Annotated in this window: 22 protein-coding genes and 1 pseudogene; 8 read left to right on the top strand and 15 right to left on the bottom strand. The window is 33.3% G+C overall.

Translation table 11 applies throughout. The features are described from left to right. Together HMPREF3264_RS05720 and deoC are read right to left on the bottom strand one after the other, a co-directional pair. Complete coding sequence (locus HMPREF3264_RS05720; protein ID WP_070872388.1) at window positions 1-1,302, bottom strand: pyrimidine-nucleoside phosphorylase; 1,302 nt, start codon at window positions 1,300-1,302, stop codon at window positions 1-3. Between the two features lie 26 nt (window positions 1,303-1,328). Continuing rightward, window positions 1,329-1,991, bottom strand: coding sequence for a deoxyribose-phosphate aldolase (deoC, locus tag HMPREF3264_RS05715; RefSeq protein ID WP_037541869.1), 663 nt, complete (start codon window positions 1,989-1,991; stop codon window positions 1,329-1,331). 213 nt (window positions 1,992-2,204) lie between these two features. Between deoC and deoD the strand changes: the two are divergent. Continuing rightward, window positions 2,205-2,914: pseudogene (gene deoD, locus HMPREF3264_RS05710) on the top strand (purine-nucleoside phosphorylase). Between the two features lie 101 nt (window positions 2,915-3,015). Here deoD and HMPREF3264_RS05705 read toward each other — a convergent pair. The 6 genes from HMPREF3264_RS05705 to HMPREF3264_RS05680 all read right to left on the bottom strand — a co-directional run bounded on the left by HMPREF3264_RS05705 (window position 3,016) and on the right by HMPREF3264_RS05680 (window position 8,517). After that, window positions 3,016-3,462 carry a Dps family protein gene (locus tag HMPREF3264_RS05705; RefSeq protein ID WP_002445616.1) on the bottom strand — a complete coding sequence of 149 codons (447 nt, stop codon included), beginning with the start codon at window positions 3,460-3,462 and terminating at the stop codon, window positions 3,016-3,018. A gap of 247 nt (window positions 3,463-3,709) precedes the next feature. Next, a complete protein-coding gene (locus HMPREF3264_RS05700; protein ID WP_002445617.1) occupies window positions 3,710-4,120 on the bottom strand; it encodes a thiol-disulfide oxidoreductase DCC family protein in 411 nt (136 codons plus the stop codon). 476 nt (window positions 4,121-4,596) lie between these two features. Continuing rightward, window positions 4,597-5,970, bottom strand: a complete 1,374-nt coding sequence (locus tag HMPREF3264_RS05695) for an EVE domain-containing protein (RefSeq protein WP_002445618.1) — start codon at window positions 5,968-5,970, stop codon at window positions 4,597-4,599. 194 nt (window positions 5,971-6,164) lie between these two features. Beyond that, window positions 6,165-6,395, bottom strand: coding sequence for a hypothetical protein (locus HMPREF3264_RS05690; protein ID WP_002445619.1), 231 nt, complete (start codon window positions 6,393-6,395; stop codon window positions 6,165-6,167). Between the two features lie 55 nt (window positions 6,396-6,450). Next, window positions 6,451-7,389, bottom strand: coding sequence for a type I phosphomannose isomerase catalytic subunit (locus HMPREF3264_RS05685; protein WP_070872386.1), 939 nt, complete (start codon window positions 7,387-7,389; stop codon window positions 6,451-6,453). Window positions 7,390-7,863: 474 nt separating this feature from the next. Next, complete coding sequence (locus HMPREF3264_RS05680) at window positions 7,864-8,517, bottom strand: SDR family oxidoreductase (RefSeq protein WP_070872384.1); 654 nt, start codon at window positions 8,515-8,517, stop codon at window positions 7,864-7,866. Between the two features lie 144 nt (window positions 8,518-8,661). On the opposite strand from HMPREF3264_RS05680, the gene HMPREF3264_RS05675 reads away from it, so the two are divergent. Both HMPREF3264_RS05675 and czrB read left to right on the top strand, forming a co-directional pair. After that, window positions 8,662-8,988: an ArsR/SmtB family transcription factor gene (locus HMPREF3264_RS05675; protein WP_070872450.1), complete on the top strand. Its 327-nt coding sequence runs from the start codon at window positions 8,662-8,664 to the stop codon at window positions 8,986-8,988. Continuing rightward, complete coding sequence (czrB, locus tag HMPREF3264_RS05670; protein WP_070872382.1) at window positions 8,989-9,969, top strand: CDF family zinc efflux transporter CzrB; 981 nt, start codon at window positions 8,989-8,991, stop codon at window positions 9,967-9,969. 107 nt (window positions 9,970-10,076) lie between these two features. Here the strand turns inward: czrB and HMPREF3264_RS05665 are convergent, their stop codons facing one another. Continuing rightward, window positions 10,077-10,808: a metallophosphoesterase family protein gene (locus tag HMPREF3264_RS05665; RefSeq protein ID WP_070872380.1), complete on the bottom strand. Its 732-nt coding sequence runs from the start codon at window positions 10,806-10,808 to the stop codon at window positions 10,077-10,079. Between the two features lie 132 nt (window positions 10,809-10,940). On the opposite strand from HMPREF3264_RS05665, the gene HMPREF3264_RS05660 reads away from it, so the two are divergent. Next, window positions 10,941-12,140 carry a YtxH domain-containing protein gene (locus HMPREF3264_RS05660; protein ID WP_070872378.1) on the top strand — a complete coding sequence of 400 codons (1,200 nt, stop codon included), beginning with the start codon at window positions 10,941-10,943 and terminating at the stop codon, window positions 12,138-12,140. A gap of 86 nt (window positions 12,141-12,226) precedes the next feature. On the opposite strand, the gene HMPREF3264_RS05655 is transcribed toward HMPREF3264_RS05660, so the two are convergent. After that, the gene (locus HMPREF3264_RS05655) at window positions 12,227-13,084 is read right to left on the bottom strand and encodes an HAD family hydrolase (RefSeq protein ID WP_070872376.1); all 858 of its coding nucleotides are present in this window, start codon (window positions 13,082-13,084) and stop codon (window positions 12,227-12,229) included. Window positions 13,085-13,333: 249 nt separating this feature from the next. Continuing rightward, window positions 13,334-15,139, bottom strand: a complete 1,806-nt coding sequence (gene glmS, locus HMPREF3264_RS05650) for a glutamine--fructose-6-phosphate transaminase (isomerizing) (protein ID WP_070872374.1) — start codon at window positions 15,137-15,139, stop codon at window positions 13,334-13,336. A gap of 667 nt (window positions 15,140-15,806) precedes the next feature. On the opposite strand from glmS, the gene HMPREF3264_RS05645 reads away from it, so the two are divergent. Genes HMPREF3264_RS05645 through HMPREF3264_RS05630 form a run of 4 tightly spaced genes read left to right on the top strand, consistent with a single transcriptional unit; the run spans window position 15,807 to window position 20,977 of the window. Further along, window positions 15,807-17,369, top strand: coding sequence for a PTS mannitol transporter subunit IIBC (locus HMPREF3264_RS05645; RefSeq protein WP_070872371.1), 1,563 nt, complete (start codon window positions 15,807-15,809; stop codon window positions 17,367-17,369). Between the two features lie 30 nt (window positions 17,370-17,399). Beyond that, the gene (locus HMPREF3264_RS05640; RefSeq protein ID WP_070872368.1) at window positions 17,400-19,427 is read left to right on the top strand and encodes a BglG family transcription antiterminator; all 2,028 of its coding nucleotides are present in this window, start codon (window positions 17,400-17,402) and stop codon (window positions 19,425-19,427) included. A gap of 12 nt (window positions 19,428-19,439) precedes the next feature. Further along, entirely contained in the window at window positions 19,440-19,874 is a 435-nt protein-coding gene (locus HMPREF3264_RS05635) for a PTS mannitol transporter subunit IIA (RefSeq protein ID WP_002445634.1), read from the top strand. Then, the gene (locus tag HMPREF3264_RS05630; protein ID WP_002445636.1) at window positions 19,874-20,977 is read left to right on the top strand and encodes a mannitol-1-phosphate 5-dehydrogenase; all 1,104 of its coding nucleotides are present in this window, start codon (window positions 19,874-19,876) and stop codon (window positions 20,975-20,977) included. Before HMPREF3264_RS05635 ends, HMPREF3264_RS05630 begins: the two co-directional genes overlap by 1 nt. Window positions 20,978-21,102: 125 nt before the next feature. Here HMPREF3264_RS05630 and glmM read toward each other — a convergent pair whose 3' ends face one another. The 4 genes from glmM to rocF all read right to left on the bottom strand — a co-directional run bounded on the left by glmM (window position 21,103) and on the right by rocF (window position 25,267). Beyond that, complete coding sequence (gene glmM, locus HMPREF3264_RS05625; protein ID WP_002445637.1) at window positions 21,103-22,458, bottom strand: phosphoglucosamine mutase; 1,356 nt, start codon at window positions 22,456-22,458, stop codon at window positions 21,103-21,105. A 28-nt stretch (window positions 22,459-22,486) separates the two neighbouring features. Further along, window positions 22,487-23,419 carry a CdaR family protein gene (locus tag HMPREF3264_RS05620; RefSeq protein WP_070829981.1) on the bottom strand — a complete coding sequence of 311 codons (933 nt, stop codon included), beginning with the start codon at window positions 23,417-23,419 and terminating at the stop codon, window positions 22,487-22,489. Between the two features lies 1 nt (window position 23,420). Further along, window positions 23,421-24,227, bottom strand: coding sequence for a diadenylate cyclase CdaA (gene cdaA, locus HMPREF3264_RS05615; protein WP_002445639.1), 807 nt, complete (start codon window positions 24,225-24,227; stop codon window positions 23,421-23,423). A 131-nt stretch (window positions 24,228-24,358) separates the two neighbouring features. Continuing rightward, the gene (gene rocF / locus HMPREF3264_RS05610) at window positions 24,359-25,267 is read right to left on the bottom strand and encodes an arginase (RefSeq protein ID WP_070872366.1); all 909 of its coding nucleotides are present in this window, start codon (window positions 25,265-25,267) and stop codon (window positions 24,359-24,361) included. Between the last annotated feature and the right edge of the window lie 158 nt (window positions 25,268-25,425).

Below are 25,425 nucleotides of genomic sequence, written 5' to 3'. Positions count from 1 at the left end.
CTACTCAGTTATTATTTTATGAATTAAGGTTGGAACTTCACCTTTTTCCTCAATTGTAATACTCTCTTGTAATTTGTCTAATATTTCGTCAACATTTTCTTTATTACTATGAATAGTAAGAATACTATCACCTTTAGTAACACGATCGCCGACCTTTTTATTCAGAACAATACCTACGCCAAGGTCGATGACATCTTCTTTGGTTTGACGACCTGCTCCAAGCATCATTGAAGCTACGCCAATTTCATTCGCAATCATTTCAGTAATCATGCCATCTTTCTGTGCTTGAAAATGAATTTGATAGCGCGCACGTGGCAATTGTTCAGGGTGATCAACGATAGACGCATCGCCGCCTTGATTACTAATAAATGTTTTAAACTTTTCTAATGCTTGTCCTGTGTGGATTGCACTTTCAAGAAGCTGTCTCGCCTCATCTAGCGTACTTGCTTTACTTGCTAACACAACCATTTGAGAACCTAACGTTAATACGAGTTCTGTTAAATCATCAGGCCCTTGACCTTTTAATGTATCAATTGCTTCTTGCAACTCTAATGCATTTCCAATTGCACGTCCCAATGGTTGACTCATATCTGAAATAATTGCCATAGTATTTCTACCTACATTATTACCTATACTTACCATTGCGTGTGCTAATGCTTCTGCATCTTCTAATGTTTTCATAAAAGCACCGCTACCTGTCTTCACATCTAAAACAATAGCGTCTGCCCCAGCGGCTATTTTCTTACTCATAATAGATGAAGCAATGAGTGGTATTGAATTAACTGTCCCTGTTACATCACGTAATGCATAAAGTTTTTTGTCAGCAGGTGTTAAGTTGCCAGATTGCCCTATGACAGCTACTTGATTGTCATTGACCAATTTAATAAAATCTTCTTCACTGATTTCAACATTAAAACCTTTAACTGACTCTAACTTATCAATTGTTCCGCCTGTATGACCTAATCCACGACCACTCATTTTGGCCACAGGTACACCTACTGATGCAACTAAAGGCGCAAGTACAAGCGTTGTTGTATCTCCTACACCACCCGTAGAATGTTTATCTACTTTAGTACCATGAATTTGCGATAAATCGATTCGATCACCTGAATTGACCATCGCCATTGTCATTGCCGCTCGTTCTTCTTCGTTCATATCTTGGAAAAAGATAGCCATAGCTAAACTTGAAGCTTGATAATCAGGTATGTCACCTTTTGTATAACCCTTAATAAAGAATTCAATTTCTTCTTTACTTAAAGCATGTCCGTCACGTTTCTTTTCGATAATATCGACCATTCTCATAAAAATCATTCCCTTAAATGAATTGTTTAATAATCTGAGTCTGATTCAAGTCCCTTAATGATTTGTACTCCTGCACTCGCCCCAATTCTAGTCGCTCCAGCTTCAATCATTTTGTTAAAGTCTTCAAGATTTCTAACGCCTCCAGAGGCTTTAACTTCTAAACGATCACCTACTGTATCTTTCATTAATTTAACATCTTCAGGTGTGGCGCCCCCACCTGCAAATCCTGTAGACGTCTTAACAAAATCAGCACCAGCTTTTTCAGCTAATTCACAAGCTTTAACCTTTTCTTCATCCGTTAATAACACAGTTTCAATAATGACTTTGACTGTTTTACCATTAGCTGCGCCTACAACGCCTTCTATATCTTTTTGTACATCATCGTAGCGTTTATCTTTTAATGCGCCGATATTAATCACCATATCAATTTCTGAAGCGCCATTCTTGATTGCTTCTTCTGTTTCAAAAATTTTCGCATTTGTCGTAGTAGCACCTAACGGGAAACCGATGACTGTACATACAAGTACATCCGTTTCTTTTAATTTTTGAGCAGCATATGCCACATGGCTCGGGTTTATACATACAGACTTAAATTGATATGTTTTGGCCTCTTCAATGATCGTATCAATTTGCTCACGTGTTGAATCTGGCTTTAATAATGTGTGGTCTATATATTTTGCTTTATTCATTTCCATTCCTCCATTTTCCAAAATAAAATGCAATATATTCCTCAGTTATAAATATTAAATATAACATTAATACTTAGTTAATAATCACATAATATTTGCCTACAATTATATAGTACAAAAATTCGCAAAAAAGATAAACAAATGTTATCTTATTATTGTAATAGAGAGGTTTTTAACCATATTAATCGTTTTAAAATAAGGAGAAGATGACAAATGACAAACGGTACACCACATATTCAACCAAATGGTGTGAAAATTGCTAAAACAGTATTAATGCCAGGAGATCCCTTGCGTGCTAAATATATTGCAGATCATTTTTTAGAGAATGTGGAACAATTCAATGAAGTTCGAAATATGTTCGGTTATACAGGTACATATAAAGGTAAAGAAGTTTCTGTAATGGGGTCAGGAATGGGTATTCCTAGTATCGGAATTTATTCATATGAGTTATACAATTTCTTTGATGTAGATACAATTATTCGAGTTGGCTCATGTGGTGCGCTTCAGGAGGACGTCAACTTATATGATGTCATCATTGCTCAAGCCGCTTCTACAAACTCAAATTACGTAGATCAATTTAATATTCCTGGACACTTTGCACCTATTGCCGACTTTGATTTAGTCACTAAGGCGAAAAAAGCAGCAGATGAAATTGGTGCGATCTCTCATGTAGGAAACGTGTTATCTTCTGATACTTTCTACAACGCTGATACTACATTTAATGACGCATGGAAAAAATGGGTATCTTAGGTATCGAAATGGAATCCGCAGGCTTATACTTAAACGCGATTCACTCTGGTAAAAAAGCGCTTGGCGTTTTCACAGTAAGTGACCACATTTTACGTGATGAAGCAACAAGTGCTGAAGAAAGACAAAATTCATTTACACAAATGATGGAAATCGCTCTAGAAATCGCAGAATAATCAGATACAAAATAAGAAGAGGGAGCAAGTCTACTTGAAGACTTGTTCCCTCTTTATTTATATCACTTACACTTAACAAAGTGTTTGCTTTAACTATTCAATTATTTACCTAAATATGATTGTAACATCCAGTTGTGTTTATCTACTGAAGTTTGCATGCCAATAAACATATCTTCTGATACATCGTCACCTGCATTACCTGCGACTTCAATTGCATTTTCTAATTGTTTAGAAATATTAGTGAAATCTTTAGAAAGTTCTTCTACCATTTGTTCAGCTGCATAATTTTTTCCAGCTTCTTTTACAATTGATTTATCTAAGCTTTCTGTTAGCGTTCCAATTGGATTACCACCAATTGCTAAAATTCTTTCTGCTAAATCATCTACATATTGACTTGCTTCATCATAAAGTTCTTCAAATTTAGTGTGTAATGAGAAGAAATTAGGTCCTTTAACGTACCAATGGAAATTGTGTAATTTCGTATATGCTACTGTCCAGTTTGCTACTTGTTGATTTAATTCTTTTACTACATCTTGTTGATTACTCATCTAAATACACTCCTTAAATGTTTCCTCCTTAATTACAACGACTATTATATTATAATAATTATAATCTGTAAAGCAAAATCACACTTTTATTTATAGTAATTATAAATAAACATCTAGATTGTGACAGAAGTCTACGGAATGAAATACTATTCTTTCTTTAAAACGCTCTTATTCTAAAGCTTGTACTTCACAGCTCAGCTTTTTCCATTATAATACTATATTATCAATTAGGCCTTATTATTATCAATTAAGTTAACTTAATTTTTGCATTATCATCTAAAAAGAAAGATTTTTCATATTCTGTTGGCTTATGCCAATGTGTTTTCCACATTTTATCTCTATTATTCGCAAATAAGTTATAACCTAGATCACGTAATGGTTTAGGCACTACTCTTAAACCTATACCGAGCCATTTATGGTTATTAGGCAATGAAGTGATGAGCGTTGCAATTGCATTTGATTTGTACTCTAAATGATTGCCCTCTTGCAATATCACACTATTTCTATTTTCAGCTTCAGGGTATTGTTTGAAAAAGTGTTCTCCATATTTGCCTTTTATTGTTGCAAATTCATATCTATGAGAAAGACCGTTTTGAATTAACCAAATTGCGTAATTATAACAATATACACAATTACCGTCATAATAAATAATAGGCATAATTAAATACCCTCCTTATTGTCATCTATATATAAATATATTTCCTTTTTTAAAATAAAATTAAACACCCATGTCTCAATAGAAAAACTCCCTTTAAAATTATCATCACTGTTAATGACAATTTTAAAGGGAGTAAATATAGATATTGATTTGAAGTTCTAGGTTTAAATATGAAGTACTAGCTTTCAAAGAAACCAGTACTTCTTTAAAGGTTTACAATAGACTTTGTCTATTGCATGAGAGAGTGGCACAAAATTTAATATTACAGTTTAATTCAACGTATTAGCAGTAGATGTCTGAATTGAAAGTGCAATTATATCAAGCTTCTTTCAATCCTAGCCATCCTTGCCGGCGAGGCCCCAACACCCGGCGGGGCCCCAACATAGAGAATTTCTTAAAAAGAAATTCTACAAACAATGCAAGTTGGGTGAGGGACAACGAAAATAATTTCACTAAATTATATTCTGTCCCGCTCCCTAATCATTTTTTACGCGGACGATACGTGTGTATTTAAGGAATTGTTGTGAATATTTTTCCTTAATTTCATCAATAGAATCGTAAGTCACACCTATAATGTGCCAATTGGGATTAAAATGATAGAACGAATCTTTATTCTTAGACCACTTAATCATACTTCCATCCTTATTATATCTTGGTAAAGTGACTTCATAACCTTCAAGTACATTAATATATGTTTGGAAAATATCAGGATCTATACGATTGAAATTATCAATCACAAGATAATTTTTATCTTTATTTGGCATAAGTTGAGTAATAAATCCTTCTCGATAATACAAGGCACCCGTCTCGTTTGGTAAATATTTACCATATAGCATATCCTCTGTAAAATCAGGATGACCACTTGTAATTACTGGATTCGCATTCGTCTTTTGTAACAAGTCGTTCGCTGCTTTTAAACCTTCTTCTTTTTTCTCAACAACTAATAAAATAAAAGGCTTAAGTGCGTCATCATTCTGATGCTCAGTTATCTCAGATTTTTGAACGGTTTCAAATGGATTTTTAATTCCATTATTCGCACTCATGTCTAATATTGCATCATATTGTGCTTGCGACATACTTGCAATAGCTTGTTTGGCATTTTCCTGTAAGAAATATAAGTTTTTTAACTTAGGATGCTTATTTAAGTGTCCAAGTGAAATAGGTGTAATATCTTCGTTATATAATATTTCTATAGCTGTACTATTGGTTCTACCTGGAATTGGTGGCTTTTCATGTATATGACGTGATACTTCTCCTAAGCCTACAACTGATTGTTCTTTCTTCTTATTATAAATAATGATATTGTCTCCAACTTCTAGTTGTGTGTAGAAATGATAGCCATTTCTTTTAATTCCATTGTAAGTATGTGTATAAATTGTATAATTTTTGCCAGGTTCGAAATCCTCAGTTTCTGATAATAAAAAGTACCTAGGAATTTTAGTTTCACCTTTACCTAAACTTACAATTAAATCAAATTCTGATGCCTTAATCTGATTGAATAATGTTTCTTTCATATTATTCATACGAAAATCTAAAGCTTCACTACGTTTTAAATAATCCGTAGTTAATGATTTTAATTCTTCGGTGAACTTAAATTCCACTCTAATTTTATTTTGAGCTCCCGATTGAACACTTATAATTTCGCCCATACCTAATAAGCCAGAGTCTGTTTGTACTTGATAAAAGATGACTTTGTCTCCAGCCTTAGCTTTTTTAAAGGCACGAAAGCCTTGAGAAGGATTGAAATGGGCTCCTGATTCAAATAAAGTAGTTTGTCCTACTAGAGGTTCATTGTGATTCCATCTATTATAACCACAGTTTAGCCAAAAATAATTGATTTCCTCAGTCATTATGATACTCCTTACCTCTCCTATAATATAAATATATTTACGTAATTCGAGCTATTCCTCACAAATTTTAAATTCATTTTATCATAATTTTTATCATACATATTCATTATTCACTAACTATTTGATTTTTTTAATTATTTTCAGTAAAAAAGTGCAAGTATCTATTGAAGACACTTGCACCTATAAATCATTATTTAACGAGGAGTGATAAGGCTACCTAAAAGAGGAAGTAAATTAATCATTACTCCTCCTAATTTAAGCATGATATTAATTTCTTTATCTTTAATAGTAATTAAAGCACTTATTATACCTAATATGGCCACACATCTAGGTATGATCAGCGATGGATAATGTGGCATATGTAAGAATATCCCTGCTCCCGCAATAATTCCACAAACGAGAGAAATATATAAAAATTGTTTCAACGTTAACGCTCCTTATATCATTAATCTCTACCGCAATATATCTTCTAACCAAATGTTATATATAGCTGATAATTAGTGTGAAATCACCTTCAAAAACACTATCTAAATCTTCTGAAGTCAAGACAAAGTTAGTTCCTTTATGAATTTCGAAAATTTCACCATCAATGATAATTTTACCGTCGCCTTCTAGTACAGAAATCAGACAGAATTCACGTGGCTTCATATAATTTAAAGTGCCAGAAATTTCCCATTTTACTATGGTGAAGAAATCATTCGATACAATATGAGTACAATTATGACTTTCTATCACTTCGTTTTGAGGAACAATGGTTGGTAACTCACTAGAATAGTCCATCACATCTAACGCTTTAGCTATATTTAAAGATCTTGGCTCCCCATTTTCTACTTTTCGATCATAATCATAGACTCTATAAGAAATATCTGATGATTGCATCGTTTCGTATGCCATAATTCCAGCTCCAATAGAATGAATTGTACCTGCCGGAATAAAGTAAAAGTCACCTGGGTTAACTTTAATTTTTCTCAAGTTTTCTTCAAATGTACCTTCATTTAATTGCATTTCAAACGCTTCACGAGATGTGGCATGAGTTCCAATTGTAATTTCGGAATTTTCCTCTGCTTCAATAATATACCAACATTCAGACTTACCGTATTGTCCTTCTTCATTTTCATATGCATAAGAATCATCAGGATGGACATGTATTGATAGAGGTGCTTCAGCATCTACAATTTTGGCCATTAAAGGAAAGTCTTTACTTGGAAATTCGCCAAATAGTTCTCTATGATCATTCCAAACTTGATCTAACGTTTGCCCAGCATATGGTCCGTTGATAATCTCGCTTTTACCATTTGGATGTGCTGAAATTCCCCAACACTCACCTATATGGGCATTGGGAAGGTTGTATCCAAATTGTTCAAGTTTGCTACCTCCCCAAACTTTTTCATGAAAAATTGGCTTTAAAAATAACGGCATAATTACACCTCCATTATCTCACATGTTAACTTAATCTATCGTTTTTCAAGTTAACTTTAGTATCCTTACATCCCATCAGATACTTTAATATCTTTTACTTCGTAATATAAATCATTTAAAAAATATAGTTTTAAATGATTTTTTATGTATAGACCCCTGTATCTATGTACTTTTATTTCTTCCCCATTATCACTATTAATGATTGTACCATATTTCAAATTCTAGCGAAGTATCGAATTTTTTAAATAAAGATAATTATTTAAAATCAAATAGAACAAATCGTCATTAATTAAATTTAAATTCAACAATATTCTATAAAGTTGAAATGAAGTTACTCATTATTATATCAATGGCGCTAAAAATTGAATAGCATCACTTTTACTCTTTATCTATGTAAAATAAAGCAAGAAGCCGAGTTATTTTTGAACAACTCGACTTCTTTGAAGAAAGATTAATTCGCTACATATACAAATTTTAGTCGTATTTTTGAAGTGCGTCTTTAATATCTTTTTCACCACTTAGAATTTGAAACTCTTGATTAGCATATTTATCAGACGTTACAACTTCTTTAAGTACTGAGGCAACATCTTCTCGTGGGATTGAACCTTTATCCTCAAAGTATAGTGCTGCTTCAATTTTTCCTGAACCCGCTTCATCTGTGAGTAATCCAGGGTGAACAATTGTATAATTTAAACCAGAATTTCTTAAATAATCGTCTGAATAATGTTTAGCAATCGTATATGGTTTTAAATCTCCGCTTGGATCAAATGCTTCTCTTCTAGAATCGTATGTTGAAACCATCACATAGTGTTTGATACCTGCTTTTTTACTTGCTTCCATTGTTTTAACTGCGCCATCTAAATCAACAATAATTGTTTTATCCGCACCTGTACTACCACCAGAGCCTACTGAGAATATCACTTTATCGAACTCTTTAAATGTTTGAGTTAAGTCATCAATATTATCTTTCTCTACATCAACGAGTGTGGCTTTTACGCCTTCATTTTCTAAATCTTTTACTTGTTCTTCTTTACGTACACCTGCAGTAAATTCTACATAATCATTTTTGAGTTGTTGCACTAATTTTGAACCTACGCCACCGTTTGCACCTATTAATAAAATACTCATTATCAACGTCCTCCTTATAAAAATCGTATAAGATATTTACCACTATTTTCCATAGATAAACCTCATTCAATTCACATTGACATAAGGTGGCCAGTGGATTATATTAATATATGAACAAATATTCATATAAAGAGGTGTAGCATGATGAATGAATTTGAACATGACGTAGATTCTCATATTGAGACTTTAACGAGAGTCACAGAAATATTTAAAGCTCTGAGTGATTTAAATCGGTTGCGAATTATGGAATTACTTGAATATGGTGAAGCGAGTGTTGGACATATTTCTCACACTTTGAACATGTCTCAATCCAACGTATCTCATCAGCTTAAGTTATTAAAAAGTATTCATCTAGTAAAATCTAAACGCCAAGGTCAATCTATGAATAACGCAAAAAAAGAAATACATGTCTCTACTTTACTTAAACAAGCCATTCATCATGCAAGTCACCCTAATGAAGGTGGAAATTAAATGACAACTCATAATCATCAACATCACGGTCACAATCATGCACACGGTCACGTACACACAAATAATAAAAAGGTACTTCTTATTTCATTTATTATTATCGGTTTATTTATGATAGTTGAAATTATCGGTGGATTTGTCGCTAATAGTTTGGCATTACTCTCAGATGGGTTTCACATGCTAAGCGATACGATTTCACTCGGTGTCGCACTTGTAGCCTTTATTTATGCTGAAAAGAATGCTACACAAACTAAAACATATGGATATAAACGTTTTGAAGTATTAGCTGCTCTATTTAATGGTGTAACGCTATTTATCATTAGCATCATGATTATTATTGAAGCGGTACGTAGATTCTTTGCACCACCAGAGGTACAATCACAAGAAATGTTTATCATTAGTATGGTGGGTCTCATCGTGAATGTCATCGTTGCAGTACTTATGTTTAGAGGCGGCGACACTTCCCATAATCTAAATATGCGTGGCGCTTTCTTACACGTTTTAGGCGATTTATTCGGATCTATTGGCGCCATCGTAGCAGCATTATTAATTTGGGGATTCAACTTCACAGTTGCCGATCCTATCGCTAGTATTTTAGTGTCACTTATTATCTTGAAAAGTGCTTATGGCATAGCAAAATCTTCGCTCAATATTTTAATGGAAGGGACACCAAGCGATGTTGATTTAGAGGCCGTTATAAGAACGATTACTAAAGATAAGCGTATCCAAAATGTTCATGATTATCATGTGTGGACAATTTCTAACGACATGAATGCATTAAGTTGTCATGCAGTTGTACCTGAGCACTTAACAGTTGAAGAATGTGAATCACTCTTGGAAACAATCGAACATGATTTATTACATCAAAATGTTCAACATATGACGATACAATTAGAAACACCAAAACATAAACATGACGAATCAACATTATGCTCTGGCGTTCATGAACATTCTCATACACATCAACACGCCCATAGTCATTAAAAATGGTTCGAGTTTAAAATTGTATACATTAAAAAGGGCCTGTCTAAAATGAATTAACCTTAAATTCACTCTAGACAGGCCCTTTTGTTATTCGTAATGTGTATTATTTACATAAAGTTTTCAAATATAAAATCACGAGCAGGAACTTTCTTCTCAGCGAAGCCTTCTATAAATTCTTCATCGTCATACGCTAATTTAACGCGTTCGATTGAGATTCCTTGTTCATTTATAGTGACAATACCATAAACTGTGTGTGCTCCATTGTTTAAACCTACTGCACCAGGATTAAAATAAATGGTAGATTTATCATCAAACATGTGTAATCTATGATTGTGTCCAAATAAGATTAAATCAGCTTCTTTATCTTCAAAAAGTTTAGCGATTTCTTGTTCATCGTCTCCTGCTATCGGAGCAAACGGTTGTCCCTCAATACCCACGTCTAATTTCTCGTTAGGAATTTCATAATGAATAAATAGAACCTTTTTACCTTTAATTGTTGTTTCTATATAACGTGGTAAATGATTAAGTTCCTCATAATAAGATTCGTCGAGATGGCTTTCTATCCATTGGTGATGTTCATAAAATTTACCTTTAAGGTCTTCTGGATATTCTGTACCATTCACAAGTGTCATAATTGCCTCATCGTGGTTTCCTGCAATCATTTCCATATCATCACGATCAAAAACAGTATCTAAAACTTTATTTGTCTCATGTCCAATACCTATATTGTCGCCAAGATTGTAAATTTTATCGATATCTTCCCTACTATCAATATCATCCAATACCTTTTCTAATGCATCATAATTACCATGGATATCAGTAATAACTGCAAATTTCATGATGATATCTCCTTTCAATATAAATTCATTAGCATATTTTAACACTCAACACCTAATTATGTTAGATATTAATTTAAAAAAATTAGGATTTTTGATATTGTATTTATATTACGGTAAAGGAGTGCTTATAATTTGTTTAGATATTATAAATCAGCATTTAAAAATGCTAAACCGCAAATACTCAAAGCTTTATTATTTGCTTTATTTAGTTTTGCAGCTTGTTTCATTGTATATGTATTTACAACTATATTTATTACAAAAGTAAACAGACAAATGCAAATGTTACAACAATTCGGTCAAACGACCACTTCATTGGTTATATCGCTTGCAATAATTTATTTGATTTTAGCAATATTATTCATTTTCGTAGGATATCAATTAATTGCTGGGGCATTAAATGTTTTCCAAAAAGCTATGAAAAATGAAAAAGTAAAATTTAGCGATTTATTCTTTGCATTCACTAATAAAGGGTATTATTCAAAATCTTTATTACTTGCGTTGGTTACAGTAATTGTATTTATTATTTTATCTGTCATCGCGTACTTATTAAACTTATTATATAATTTCGCACTGTCACAATTGTTTGCAGTGATTCAACCCATCATCGCTGGTATAGGTGAGGGGATGGGTATTTTACTTATTACTCAAATTATTATTGTTTTAATAATAGGATTTATTAATTCTATTATTTACTGGTTCTTCTTTATTTTCATTATTAATTACACGGTTGCATTTGCTGAAGATCCAACACGACGTGCATTCAGCAATGTTAAAGAAGGATTCAAAGGTATTAAAAACGGTCATAAAACTTGGTTTAAATTCTTTATTGGTGTGCTATTATTAAATCTTATTGTACTTCTTACTGGTCAACCACTTATTACCTTATTTAGTTTCTTAACAGGTAATATGTCACAATCTGTTGCCCAAATTTTTGTATATGTAGTATATATTCTTATCATTCTTATAAGAATCTTAATATATACCGTTATCATCATGGGTATTGTATACTACTTCATCACTCGTGGTGAAAAGATTGATAAACCTGATAAAAAAGCACGTAAAGATAAGAAGAAAAATAAAAATACTTTAGCGGATACTAAAGATGATGTTAATCATCAAACATCAGATGCGAAAGAAAAAGCACAAGATAAAGTTAATAATCATCAATCAACTGATGATAACTTCAAAGATAAAGCTGAAAGTCAAATCAACGATAAAAAAGATAGCATTTCTGATCAAGGTCAAGATTTAAAAGATAATGCATCTCATAAAGCGAATGACGTTAAAGATAACATCAGTGATAAAGCAAAAGATACTTTCGATAACAAATAATTAAATCAATATGAAGAAGCTCGCAAGTAACGCCAATTATGGTTACTTGCGAGCTTTTCATATATTTTAAATGATCTAAGTTTCAATTATTTATCTAATAAATGCGTTTTTAAATATTTGGCTGCGCCATCTTCCTCGTTTGTTTCTACAGTGACATCATCTGTGATGTCTTTAATTTCTTGTCTTGCATTTTTCATAGCCACTGTGTAATGACCGAATTCAAACATTGCTCTATCATTATCACTATCGCCGATAACTAGCGTTTCTTCTTGTTTAATCCCAAAGTGCTCTATCATTTCTTTAATGCCAGTACCTTTATCTGTATTATAAGCCATTGTTTCTGCATTATAACGAGATGAATTAGATACACTAATACTTAGTTTCACTTTATTTTGAATCAATTCGTCTCTAAATATAGTTATTTTATCTAAATTAGGATTGAATAAGTAAATCTTAGAATAATCTAAATTAGGCAATTCGTCGCGCCAATCTATCTTATCTCTCATGGCATCTCGTCTAGATGACCACTCACTTTGACTTACATGATTCGGTGGCGCCTCACTAGAAATCATTTCACGCATCCACTGTTCATCTCTATTTAGAACAATACGCTGTGCCCCAAAAGGAAATACTTCATAATAAATATTTTGTTGCTCAGCTAATTCAACTATATTTTTAACTTGTTCTAAAGACATGCTATGTTTAAATAAATTACGATTGTCAATTTCACCTGTCGTACCATTAGAACTAATAATTCCATCAACTTTAAATCCTTCGGGTACTAATTGATGAATTTCTGAATATGAACGTCCAGTCGCTAAAAAGACTTTATACCCTTTATCTCGTAATTCGTCGATGACCTCTTTAGTATAATTAGATGCTTTGTTGTTCTCATGTAGGATTGTTCCATCCATGTCTAAGAATATTGCTTTAACGTTTTTCATATGTTCCTTCACTCGTTACAATTTCTACTTGAATAAATTGTGGCACTGTTTAAGATAAAGTGCAACGACTTAGTTTTTAGAAAATACCTATTTATTTCAACCACAGGAGTAAAAATTGTTCTTCATCACTTTAAAATAGAAATATTGTAAGATATTTTTTATATTTTCAAAAGTTCTATTATAAGACTCAAACAAAAAATACCGACAAAGAATACTCTTTGTCGGCATTTACTATAGCGATAGCTACGCTTACTCAACTGTAACTGATTTAGCTAGGTTACGTGGTTTGTCTACGTCTAAATCTCTGTGTAACGCCGCATAATATGAGATTAATTGCATTGTTACTACAGAAACTAATGGTGTCAATAATTCATGAACGTGAGGGATAACATACGTATCTCCATCTTTATCTAAGCCTTCCATAGAAATAATACATGGATGTGCACCACGTGCGACTACTTCTTTAATATTTCCTCGAATAGATAAGTTAACGTTCTCTTGAGTTGCCAAGCCGATGACTGGTGTACCATTTTCAATAAGTGCGATTGTACCGTGCTTCAATTCACCACCGGCAAAGCCTTCAGCTTGAATGTATGAAATCTCTTTAAGTTTAAGCGCACCCTCTTGACTTACATTGTAGTCAATTGTACGTCCGATAAAGAACGCATTGCGTGTTGTTTCTAAGAAATCAGTAGCAATTTCTTCCATAATAGGTGCATCATCAACAACTGTTTCGATAGCAGTTGTGACTTTAGCTAATTCTCTTAATAAGTCAATATCCGCTTCACGTCCGTGATTTTTAGCAACGATTTGTGAAAGAATTGATAAAACTGCAATTTGTGCTGTATAAGCCTTTGTTGATGCAACCGCAATTTCAGGACCTGCATGTAGTAATAATGTATGGTCCGCTTCACGAGATAATGTTGAGCCAGCAACATTTGTAATTGTTAATGATTTATGACCTAATTTTTTAGTTTCAACTAATACGGCACGACTATCTGCTGTTTCACCTGATTGTGAAATATAGATGAATAAAGGCTTTTCAGATAATAAAGGCATATTGTACACAAATTCTGATGCTACATGTACTTCAGTTGGCACGCCAGCCCACTTTTCTAGGAATTCTTTACCAACTAAACCAGCATGATAGCTTGTACCTGCTGCGATAATATAGATTCTGTCAGCATCGGCAACATTTTTAATGATGTCTTGATCAATTTTCAAGTTACCTTCTTCATCTTGATATTCTTGAATGATTCGACGCATTACTGCAGGTTGCTCATGAATTTCTTTTAACATGTAGTGATCGTATACACCCTTTTCAGCATCTGAAGCATCGATTTCAGCAGTGTAAGATTCACGATCTTGTACTTGACCATCGATATCTTTAATGATGACATCATCACGTTTAACAATAACAATTTCATGGTCATGAATTTCTTTATATTGATTTGTTGCTTGTAACATCGCTAAAGCATCTGAAGCAATAACGTTGAAACCTTCACCGACACCAATTAACAATGGTGATTTATTCTTAGCTACATAAATAGTGTCTTTATCTTCTTCATCTAATAAGCCTAAAGCATATGAACCATGTAATAATTTCACTACTTTAGTAAATGCTTCTTCTGTTGAAAGTCCTTCATTTGAAAAGCGCTCAATAAGTTGAACAATGACTTCCGTGTCTGTTTCAGATAAAAATGTTACATCTGATAAGTATTCAGCTTTTAACTCTTCATAATTTTCAATTACACCATTATGTACGAGTGTGAATCGACCTGAAGTAGATTGATGAGGGTGAGAATTCTCATAGTTAGGTACGCCATGTGTCGCCCAACGTGTGTGACCAATACCTACTGTTCCGTCTTCTTCACTGCTATCTGCAACTTTACGTAATTCAGCAATTCTACCTTTTTCTTTAAATACTTTCGTACCTTGATCATTGACTACAGCAATACCAGCTGAATCGTAACCACGATATTCTAATTTTTCTAAACCTTTTAATAGTAATTCCTTGGCATTATCGTAACCAATGTAACCAACAATTCCACACATAATTTATTTCCTCCAAAATGAGGGATAACGTGAGCAATATGATTCATTATCTTAATTTAGATTGATAATCTTCTATCATATACGATGTCGTGTTGAATACATCAAGAAATAAGCGTGTGATATTCAAATTTAAACACGCTACTCTACGCTCCCCTAAGTATTTATTATATTTGGCGATCTTATTAACTTTGTCCACCAAGTTACCCTGGTGTTTTACTTAATAAGCTAACGAATGAGCCACATCCGGGATAGCATCCGCCGATCTATTCGATCACTATCCTCCTCGTCTACAAAAGCTAAATCATCCTCTATAAAAGTTCTCCTAATTAACTTTTAATCGTCGATGATCACTTAGTCATTTTGCACAGGCGCTATAATTATTTATTACCTTTCTTTCCTCCTTTCCATTAATCATTATTGTACACTGTCGTTGTTTTATTTTGCAAATGATTTCACAATGTTTCTCGAAACAATTTAAAAAAGTTATTCTTTTAACCATTGAAATGAAATTAAAACAAAAACTAATTCATCTTTTAAATATCTTCAATAGTTAGATTTAATATGTCACAAATGACATGACAAACTTAAATTTTGTTTATATTGAGTGAATGTAACCCAAGGCTTTAAACTAAATTTAGACACATACTAATTAAAAAGAGGTGTAGAGATGTCACAAACTCAAGAGAAAAAAGGATTAGGACGAAAAGTTCAAGCATTTGGATCATTCTTAAGTAGTATGATTATGCCAAATATTGGTGCATTTATTGCATGGGGCTTTATCGCCGCAATCTTTATAAAAAATGGTTGGTTCCCTAATAAAGACTTAGCTCAATTAGCAGGGCCAATGATTACGTATTTAATTCCACTACTTATTGCATTTAGTGGTGGACGTTTAATCCACGGTTTACGTGGTGGTATTATTGCAGCTACAGCGACGATGGGGGTCATTGTAGCATTACCAGATACGCCAATGTTACTTGGTGCTATGATTATGGGACCTCTCGTAGGTTGGTTAATGAAAAAAGTCGACCAGTTTGTTCAACCTAGAACGCCACAAGGTTTTGAAATGTTATTTAATAACTTCTCAGCTGGTATTTTAGGTTTCATCATGACAATACTTGGCTTTGAAATTTTAGCGCCAATTATGAAATTCATCATGCATATTCTATCAGTTGCAGTTGAATTCTTAGTTCACCTTCATATGTTACCAATCGTAAGTATTATTGTTGAACCCGCTAAAATATTATTCTTAAATAACGCTATTAACCACGGTGTATTTACACCACTTGGTTCTGACCAAGCAGCGCACGCAGGTCAATCTATTTTATTCACGATTGAATCAAACCCTGGACCAGGTTTAGGTATTTTATTAGCGTATATGATTTTCGGAAAAGGAACTGCAAAAGCAACGTCATATGGTGCAGGTATTATCCACTTCTTAGGTGGGATTCATGAAATTTACTTCCCATATGTATTAATGCGTCCTTTACTATTCTTAGCCGTTATCTTAGGTGGCATGACTGGTGTTGCAACATACCAAGCTACTGGATTCGGTTTTAGAAGTCCAGCGTCACCAGGATCATTTATTGTGTATTGTTTAAACGCACCTAAAGGCGAATTCCTACACATGTTACTTGGTGTATTTCTTGCAACGCTCGTATCATTTATAGTCGCAGCATTAATCATGAAATTTACGAAAGAACCTAAACAAGATTTAGAAGCTGCAACTGCTCAAATGGAAGCTACTAAAGGTAAAAAATCGAATGTGTCTTCTAAATTAACCGCTTCAGACAAAGAAAGCACTGAAACATCTAAACAAACTGCTGGTGCTACAGGAGCAACAGCCGCTACAGCTAGTCAAGCAAGCTCAAGTGAAAGCGAAGACGACTCAGAACAGTTATTAGATAACTATAATACTGAGGATGTAGATGCCCATGACTACAGTGGTGTGAATCATGTTATATTCGCATGCGATGCGGGTATGGGTTCAAGTGCAATGGGTGCAAGTATGTTACGTAATAAATTTAAGAAAGCTGGCATTACAGATGTAAATGTAACTAATACAGCTATTAACCAATTACCTAACGATGCACAACTTGTTATTACTCAAAAGACATTGACAGACCGTGCCATCAAACAAGTACCTAACGCCATTCATATTTCAGTAGATAATTTCTTAAATTCACCTAGATATGAAGAACTTTTAAATAATTTGAAAAAAGAAGACTAATTTAAATATAAGAAAATGGAGGACACCGCCATGTTATTGAGTACACGTGAAAAAGATATTATTGATATATTAATCAAGTATCACGGTCAATATGTCACTATATACGACATCGCTCAACAACTAGCGGTGTCCTCTCGTACAATTCACAGAGAATTAAAACATGTCGAGAAATATCTCAATTCATTTTCTATTGAATTAGAACGTGCAAATAAAAAAGGTATTCGCTTAGCAGGAACAGAAGCTAATATTAAAGGTTTAAAAGAAGAAGTTAAAAAGCAACAAACTTTAGATTTATCAGTTGAAGAGCAGAAAGTTATCATCTTATATGCATTAATTCAGTCCAAACACGCAATCAAACAATTTAGTTTGGCACATGAAATAGGCGTTTCTATTCAAACGTTAACCAAATTATTGGATGATTTAGAAATTGAATTATCTTCTTATCAACTTTCTCTATCTAGAAAGCGTGGCGAAGGTGTTTATCTTAACGGTCCAGAATCGAAGAAAAGAGAGTTCTTAAGCCAACTCATGGTAAATAACTTGAATAGTACAAGCGTCTACTCAGTGATTGAAAATCATTTCGTATATCAGTCATTAAATCATTCTCAACAATCTTTAGTAGATTTAGACAGAATATTTAAGATCGAACGTATACTCATGGATTATTTGGGTGAACTCCCCTATTCATTAACTGAATCTAGTTATTTAACACTAACAGTGCATATTGTCTTAAGTATCACTCGCATGAAAAATGGCGAATATGTTTCTCTTAATGAAGATATTTATGAAACAGTGAAACATACACTTGAACATAAAGTTGCAACAGAAATCGCTCAACGACTTGAAGAGATGTATGATATCACATTCAATCAAGCTGAAATCACATTCATTACGATTCACTTGCGTGGGGCAAAGCGAAAGGTATCGAAAGACGCCTCTTCAGAGGATGAAAGTAATGATTCTAAGATTCTTCAATTTGTAAAAACGGTAGAACACATTTCAGGACAACATTTTGATGATGAAGACAATTTAGTTGAGGGATTGAGTCTGCATATTAATCCTGCAATTAATCGTTTAAAATCAAACATCGAAACGTATAATCCTTTAACTGAAATGATTAAATTTAAATATCCTCGACTTTTTGAAAATATTCATAAAGCCTTGCACATGGTTTGGCCAGACTTAATCTTCCCTGAAAGCGAAATCGCCTTTATTGTACTTCACTTTGGTGGTTCGATTAAGAATCAAGGCAATCGCTTCTTAAACATCTTGGTCGTATGTAGTAGTGGTATAGGCACAAGTCGTTTGTTATCAACCCGTTTAGAACAAGCTTTTAATGAAATTGAAAGAATTACTCAAGCTTCTGTGAGTGATTTAAATCTTTTAGATTTAACTGCTTACGATGGAATTATTTCAACTGTTAATTTAGATATCGACGTACCGTTTCTCGTTGTAAACCCATTATTACCTGAGCATGAAGTCGCTTATGTTTCTTCCTTTTTAAGTACAAAATCGAATGAAACGCATACTTCTGAAGATACTGACACACATTCCTTCGTTAATCCCGATACTATTATTGAAGACATGCGTGTAGGTTTAGAAGTGTTAGATTCAGTGAAAATAGATTATAAATTAGTAGATAATTGGAAACAATATTTAGAAGACTATTTACTCAATGAAAATGTTATTGAGCGGAATCAATCATTCGCTGATTTGTTGCAATTGAAATATGAACAGCATCCTAATTGGATACTTAATCCGTATCCAGTGGCAATTCCACATTTAAGAGATGATATGTTTAAGAAACCTATGATACTCATTACTATTTTGGAAAAGCCAATTCAATTTCAACACAATCAAAATGATGAAAGCTCAATTCACTATATGATTAGTATGTTTATTCCTGATAATCAAAAAATAGCTCGATTTGTTAGCGCCCTATCTGAGGAGCTAAGTTCACATTTAGAGGATATTGATGAATATATGCAAAAACCACAGGAATTTAAAACTATACTAAAAAGAAATTTATTAAATCATATTAAAAGTCAATTATTATAGGAGTGTATAAAAATGAGTGAATTATTTAGTAACGAAAATATCTTTTTAAATGTATCTGCATCAAGTCAAAACGATGCAATTGAAAAAGCAGGACAAGCACTTGTAGACAGCGGTGCAGTGACACAGAACTATATTCAAGCTATGAAAGACCGTGAAGATGTAGTATCTACGTTTATGGGTAATGGCTTAGCAATCCCTCATGGTACAGAAGAAGCAAAAGGTAACGTAATTCGTTCAGGATTAAGCTTATTACAAATTCCTGAAGGCGTAGATTGGAACGGCGAAGAAGTTAAAGTGGTTGTTGGTATTGCAGGTAAAGATGGTGAACATTTAGATTTACTATCCAAAATTGCTATCACTTTTAGTGAAGAGGAAAATGTCGATAGAATTGTGAACGCGAAATCAGCAGAAGAAATTAAACAAGTTTTCGAGGAGGCTGACGCATAATGAAAGCAGTCCATTTTGGAGCCGGAAATATCGGCCGGGGATTTATCGGATATATTTTAGCGGATAATAATGTAAAAGTGACTTTCGCAGATGTAAACGAGGAAATCATTAATGCTTTAGATAAAGAGCATCAATATGATGTTATCCTAGCTGATGAATCCAAAACAACGACACGTGTTAATAATGTCGATGCAATTAATTCAGCCCAACCTTCTGATGAACTTAAAGAAGCGATTCTTGAAGCAGATTTAATTACAACAGCTGTCGGCGTCAACATTTTACCTATTATCGCTAAATCATTTGCACCTTATTTAAAAGAAAAGAAAAATCACGTGAACATTGTAGCTTGTGAAAATGCAATTATGGCGACAGATACTTTGAAAAAAGCGATTTTAGACATTACAGGCCCATTAAGTGATAACATTCACTTCGCCAATTCAGCTGTAGACAGAATCGTACCATTACAAAAGAACGACAATATATTAGATGTTATGGTAGAACCTTTCTTCGAATGGGTCATCGAAAAAGATGCATGGTATGGAGAAGAATTAAACCACATCAAATACGTAGATGACTTAACACCTTACATTGAAAGAAAATTATTAACTGTTAATACTGGACACGCATATTTAGCATATGCAGGCTATTATGGTGATAAAGCTACGGTTTTAGATGCTGTTGAAGATGATCAAATTAATGCTGGATTGCGTCAAGTTTTAAGTGAAACAAGTCAATATATCACAGACCAATTTGATTTCTCTGAAAGTGAACAAGCACAGTATGTAGAAAAAATTATCGAACGTTTTAAAAATCCAAATTTATCAGATGAAGTGACACGTGTAGGTCGAGGAACGATACGTAAAATTGGCCCTAAAGATCGTATTATTAAACCTTTAACATACCTATATGAAAAAGGATTAGAACGCGATGGCTTAGTTAATACAGCAGCACTACTTCTCGCTTATGATGATAAAGCTGATCAAGAGACAGTTGAGAAGAATACTTATATTAAAGAACACGGTGCTAAAGCATTCTTAAAAGCTTACGCCAAAGTTGATGATCAACTTGCTGATGAAATTGTTAAAGCTTTAGAAGCTTTATAAAAATTTGAGTTTAAAAATATACAATTTATACTCTACTTCATCCACAATAAACACCTCCGAAAGATGTATCGAAATACCTTTCGGAGGTGTTTTGTAATGTTTGATTTAAAGTTTATCGGTAACTTTTATTCATCTAAACCCATTTTTTCTTTAACGACATCAGCGATTTCTTGAGCATAGCGTTGGGCATCTTCATCTGTAGCTGCCTCCACCATGACTCTTACTAATGGTTCTGTACCGGAAGGTCGAACTAAAATTCTTCCTTCACCATTCATTGCTGTTTCAACTTTTGTCATAACTTCTTGAACATGGATATTTTCTTCAACGCGATATTTATCCGTTACTCTAACATTAATGAGAGATTGTGGATATTTCTTCATTTGAGCTGCTAATTCACTTAGTGATTTTCCGCTCATTTTAATAACAGAAGCTAATTGTACACCGGTTAATAAACCATCACCAGTTGTATTATAATCCATTAAAACAATATGACCAGACTGTTCACCGCCAAGATTGTAGTTACCTCTTCTCATTTCTTCTACAACATAGCGATCTCCAACTTTTGTTTTATTGGATTGAATGCCTTCATTTTCCAAGGCTTTATAAAAACCAAGATTACTCATAACTGTTGAAACAATCATATCGTTATTTAATTCATGATTTTTATGCATCTCTTGACCAATGATGAACATAATTTGATCTCCATCGACGATTTGACCCTTTTCATCAACAGCAATGATTCTATCGCCATCGCCATCAAATGCTAAACCAAAGTCACTTTCTGTTTCTAGTACCTTTTCAGCTAATTTCTCAGGATGCGTAGAACCACATTGCTCATTAATATTATATCCATCTGGGCTACAGCCAATTGTTTCTGTATCAGCTTCTAAATCGCCAAATAAAAATGGTGCAAGTGATGACGTTGATCCATTAGCACCGTCTAATGCAATTTTTAGCCCTTCAAAGTTAACATCAACTGTTGATTTTAAGTAACTTAGATATTTTTGAGCACCTTCAAAATAATCAGAATAATGTACTATATCTTCACCTACAGGACGAGGTAATTCAGGATTATCTTGGTCAAGTAGAGTTTCAATTTCGTTTTCTTGATCATCAGATAATTTGAAACCATCTGAACCAAAGAATTTAATACCATTATCAGCTACAGGATTATGAGAAGCAGAAATCATCACACCTAAAGCTGCTTCCATTTCTTTAGTGAGATAAGCCACACCAGGTGTAGAAATAATACCTAAACGCATGACTTCAGCTCCTATTGAGATAAGGCCCGCAATTAAAGCAGATTCAAGCATTTCACCAGAAACACGTGTATCTCTACCTACAAGGACTTTAGGATGTTTCTCTCCTTTATTATGTGCTAAAACATAGCCACCATATCTTCCCAACTTAAATGCTAACTCTGGAGTAAGCTCTTGGTTGGCAATTCCTCGAACGCCATCAGTACCAAAATATTTTCCCATTCTTAAACTCTCCTTTTGTATCTATCAATTATTTGACATTAATATAAGCTTTCGTTTCTTTAGGATCTACTTTCGTAACATTCTTAGGTAAATCAAATTTCACTGTTTTCTCAGTTGAGTCTGAAATGCCATCCAAATCAACTTCAGCAGTTATTTCATTGATGCTTTGTAAATCATCTCTACTACCATAAATTTGAACTTCTTTATCATTCAATTTAACATTGTCTAATTCTTTATCATTATCTAACTTCCCAGTCGTTTTAGTATGTACTTTTACCTTTTTACTAAAAGGAGCGACTGAGACTTTTAAATTAACCTCATTTGGATTAATTGAAACATTAAGCTTATTCAATTCCTTATCAAAAGCATTAACTTCTGCTACATCATTTGTATCTTTAGTGATTTTACTAGAATTTTTAAAAGTAGCTTTTAAATAAGCAATTTTCTTAAGTTGTTGTTCCCCTCCAGTAACTTTGACAGTTTCAGGAGAAATCTTTTGCTTACTGACTTTATAATTATCATCGATATCACTTTGGCTAACATCAGGTTGTACATGCATTTCTTTCGTTACTTTTTTCTCTAAGTTAACGTTTGCTGTTTTAGGTTTCACACTATAACTAACATCATTACCTATACCTTTAACCTGATACTTTTTATGATAGCTTCCTGCTTTTTTATCTGATAAATCAACTGTAACTTTGAGGTCCTCAGGGTTTTCAATTTTTATTAACTTTGATTGAGGACCCGATAAATTAACATCTACACTATCAGGTGCTTTTGTAACATGCAAATCTTTATTATTGTAAATAACATCTACAGGTACATCTTGAATCGTTTTAGTAGATTTCTGGGATATGTCATCAGTATTAAATACATTTCCAAATACATTATTTACTGATAAAAAGAAAAATACGGCTAGAATTAAGGCTACAAATCTTAATCCCCACTTACTTTCTAACATACTAATTCACACCTTTCTTTTGAAAGTGTGCACCGAACCAGTGTTCAGCAAGTAATTCTTCAAACACTTCATTAGATATATCTCTACGTAATTTACCATCAAAAGTTACCGATACATCACCTGTTTCTTCTGAAACAACAACTGTAAAAGCATCAGAAACTTCTGAAATCCCTACTGCTGCTCTGTGTCTTGTTCCCAAACTTTTTGAAATTTTAACACTATCTGATAAAGGTAAATAACTTGCTGCGACTGCAATTTTAGTTCCTTGAATAATCATTGCACCATCGTGTAAAGGTGTATTCGGAATAAAAACATTAGTCAATAATTCTTGAGAAATATCTGAATTCATAGGAATACCAGTTTCTATGTAGTCTTGAAGCCCTGTTTCCTTTTCGAAAACGATAAGTGCACCTATACGCCTTTTGGCCATATATTGAACGGCTTTAGAAACAGCCTGAATTAATTTTTCTTCATCTCGACTATAAGTATTGGTATAACGTTTTAAGAAGCTACCTCTACCTAATTGCTCCAATGCTCGTCTAATTTCAGGTTGGAAAATAACTATTAATGCGAGTACTCCCCATTGAATAACGATATCGAACAATTTGGAGGTTGCTGTTAAATTAAGCATTTTACTGACTTGTTGGCCGATAACAATTACTACGATACCTTTAAGTAATTGAATCGCTTTAGTTCCCTTAAATACAGTAATGAGAAGATAAAGTACGTACCAAACGATCAGTAAATCAAGTACACTTGTAATAATTTTTAATGTACTTAGATTTTGAAAAAAGTTGGAAAAATCCATAACATCTCCTCCGGGTAATATTTTTCCATATTAAATATTATACCAATCATTGTTTATAGTGTCATATGAACAATAACTAAAATAGAAAAAAACTTACATAATTATAAATCATGTAAGCTTTAATCTACTTTCTATAATAATGTTTCGCCAAAGAATGTTCCTAATAATGCTACCGCTTGTTCAGCAGTACTATTTAAATGATCGATAAGTGGATTAACTTCAACTAAATCCATTGACGTCACCAGTTTTGATTCACTTAATAATTCTAAGGCAAAGTGACTTTCTCTATAACTCAAGCCTCCTAATACTCTAGTACCCGTTCCTGGTGTTTCAGAAGGATCTAGCGCATCAACATCTAGAGAAAAATGCAACCCATCAATATTTCTTGATTTTAAGTATTCCAGAGATCTTTCAATGACTTCTTGTATTCCGAAACGATCTATGTCAGCCATAGTGAATGTTTTAATATTTTTATCTTTTATGTATTCCTTCTCACCTTTGTCTAAATCTCTCATACCAATTAATACGATATTTTCAGGTTTGACTTTAGGAGTGAATCCATTTAAATGAACTAATTCCTCTGGACCATCACCAGCTAAAATACGTAAAGGCATTCCATGTACATTACCAGAAGGAGATTCTTCAGGTACATTTAAATCACCATGTGCGTCATACCAAATGACACCTAGATTATTGTAGTATTGACTGATACCTGAAATAGAACCAACAGCAATTGAATGATCTCCACCTAATGTTAGTGGAAAGTTTCCGTTTTTAACTGTTTCAGATACAGCTTTGCTAAGATTTTCAGAAACAGTTATGATTTCGTTGTAATTTCTTAAACCTTCCTGATTAGAATGAAACTTTTCAACATCTAAATTTGGAACTTCAATATTTCCTTTATCTATAACATCATGTCCCATTCTTTTAAGACGCGCTAATAATCCAGCATAACGAATTGCATCTGGTCCTAAATTGACACCTAATTTTTTCTGACCAAATGTAGAAGGTGCTCCAATTATTTCAATACGTTGATTCATGATATATTCTCCTTTCATTGACATAGATTCAGATTAATGTATACGCTTGCAATTTTCAAGATTTAACGACATGAAGTTGTAAATTTAACAATAAAAAAGCACCTCCAATAATGAAGGTGCTTTAAAGAGTGAGCCATAGAGGATTCGAACCTCTGACC

The sequence above is a fragment of the Staphylococcus sp. HMSC62A08 genome (assembly GCF_001839105.1).
Classification (GTDB): Bacteria; Bacillota; Bacilli; order Staphylococcales; family Staphylococcaceae; genus Staphylococcus; species Staphylococcus caprae.
This window is presented reverse-complemented; position numbering and strand designations above follow the sequence as displayed.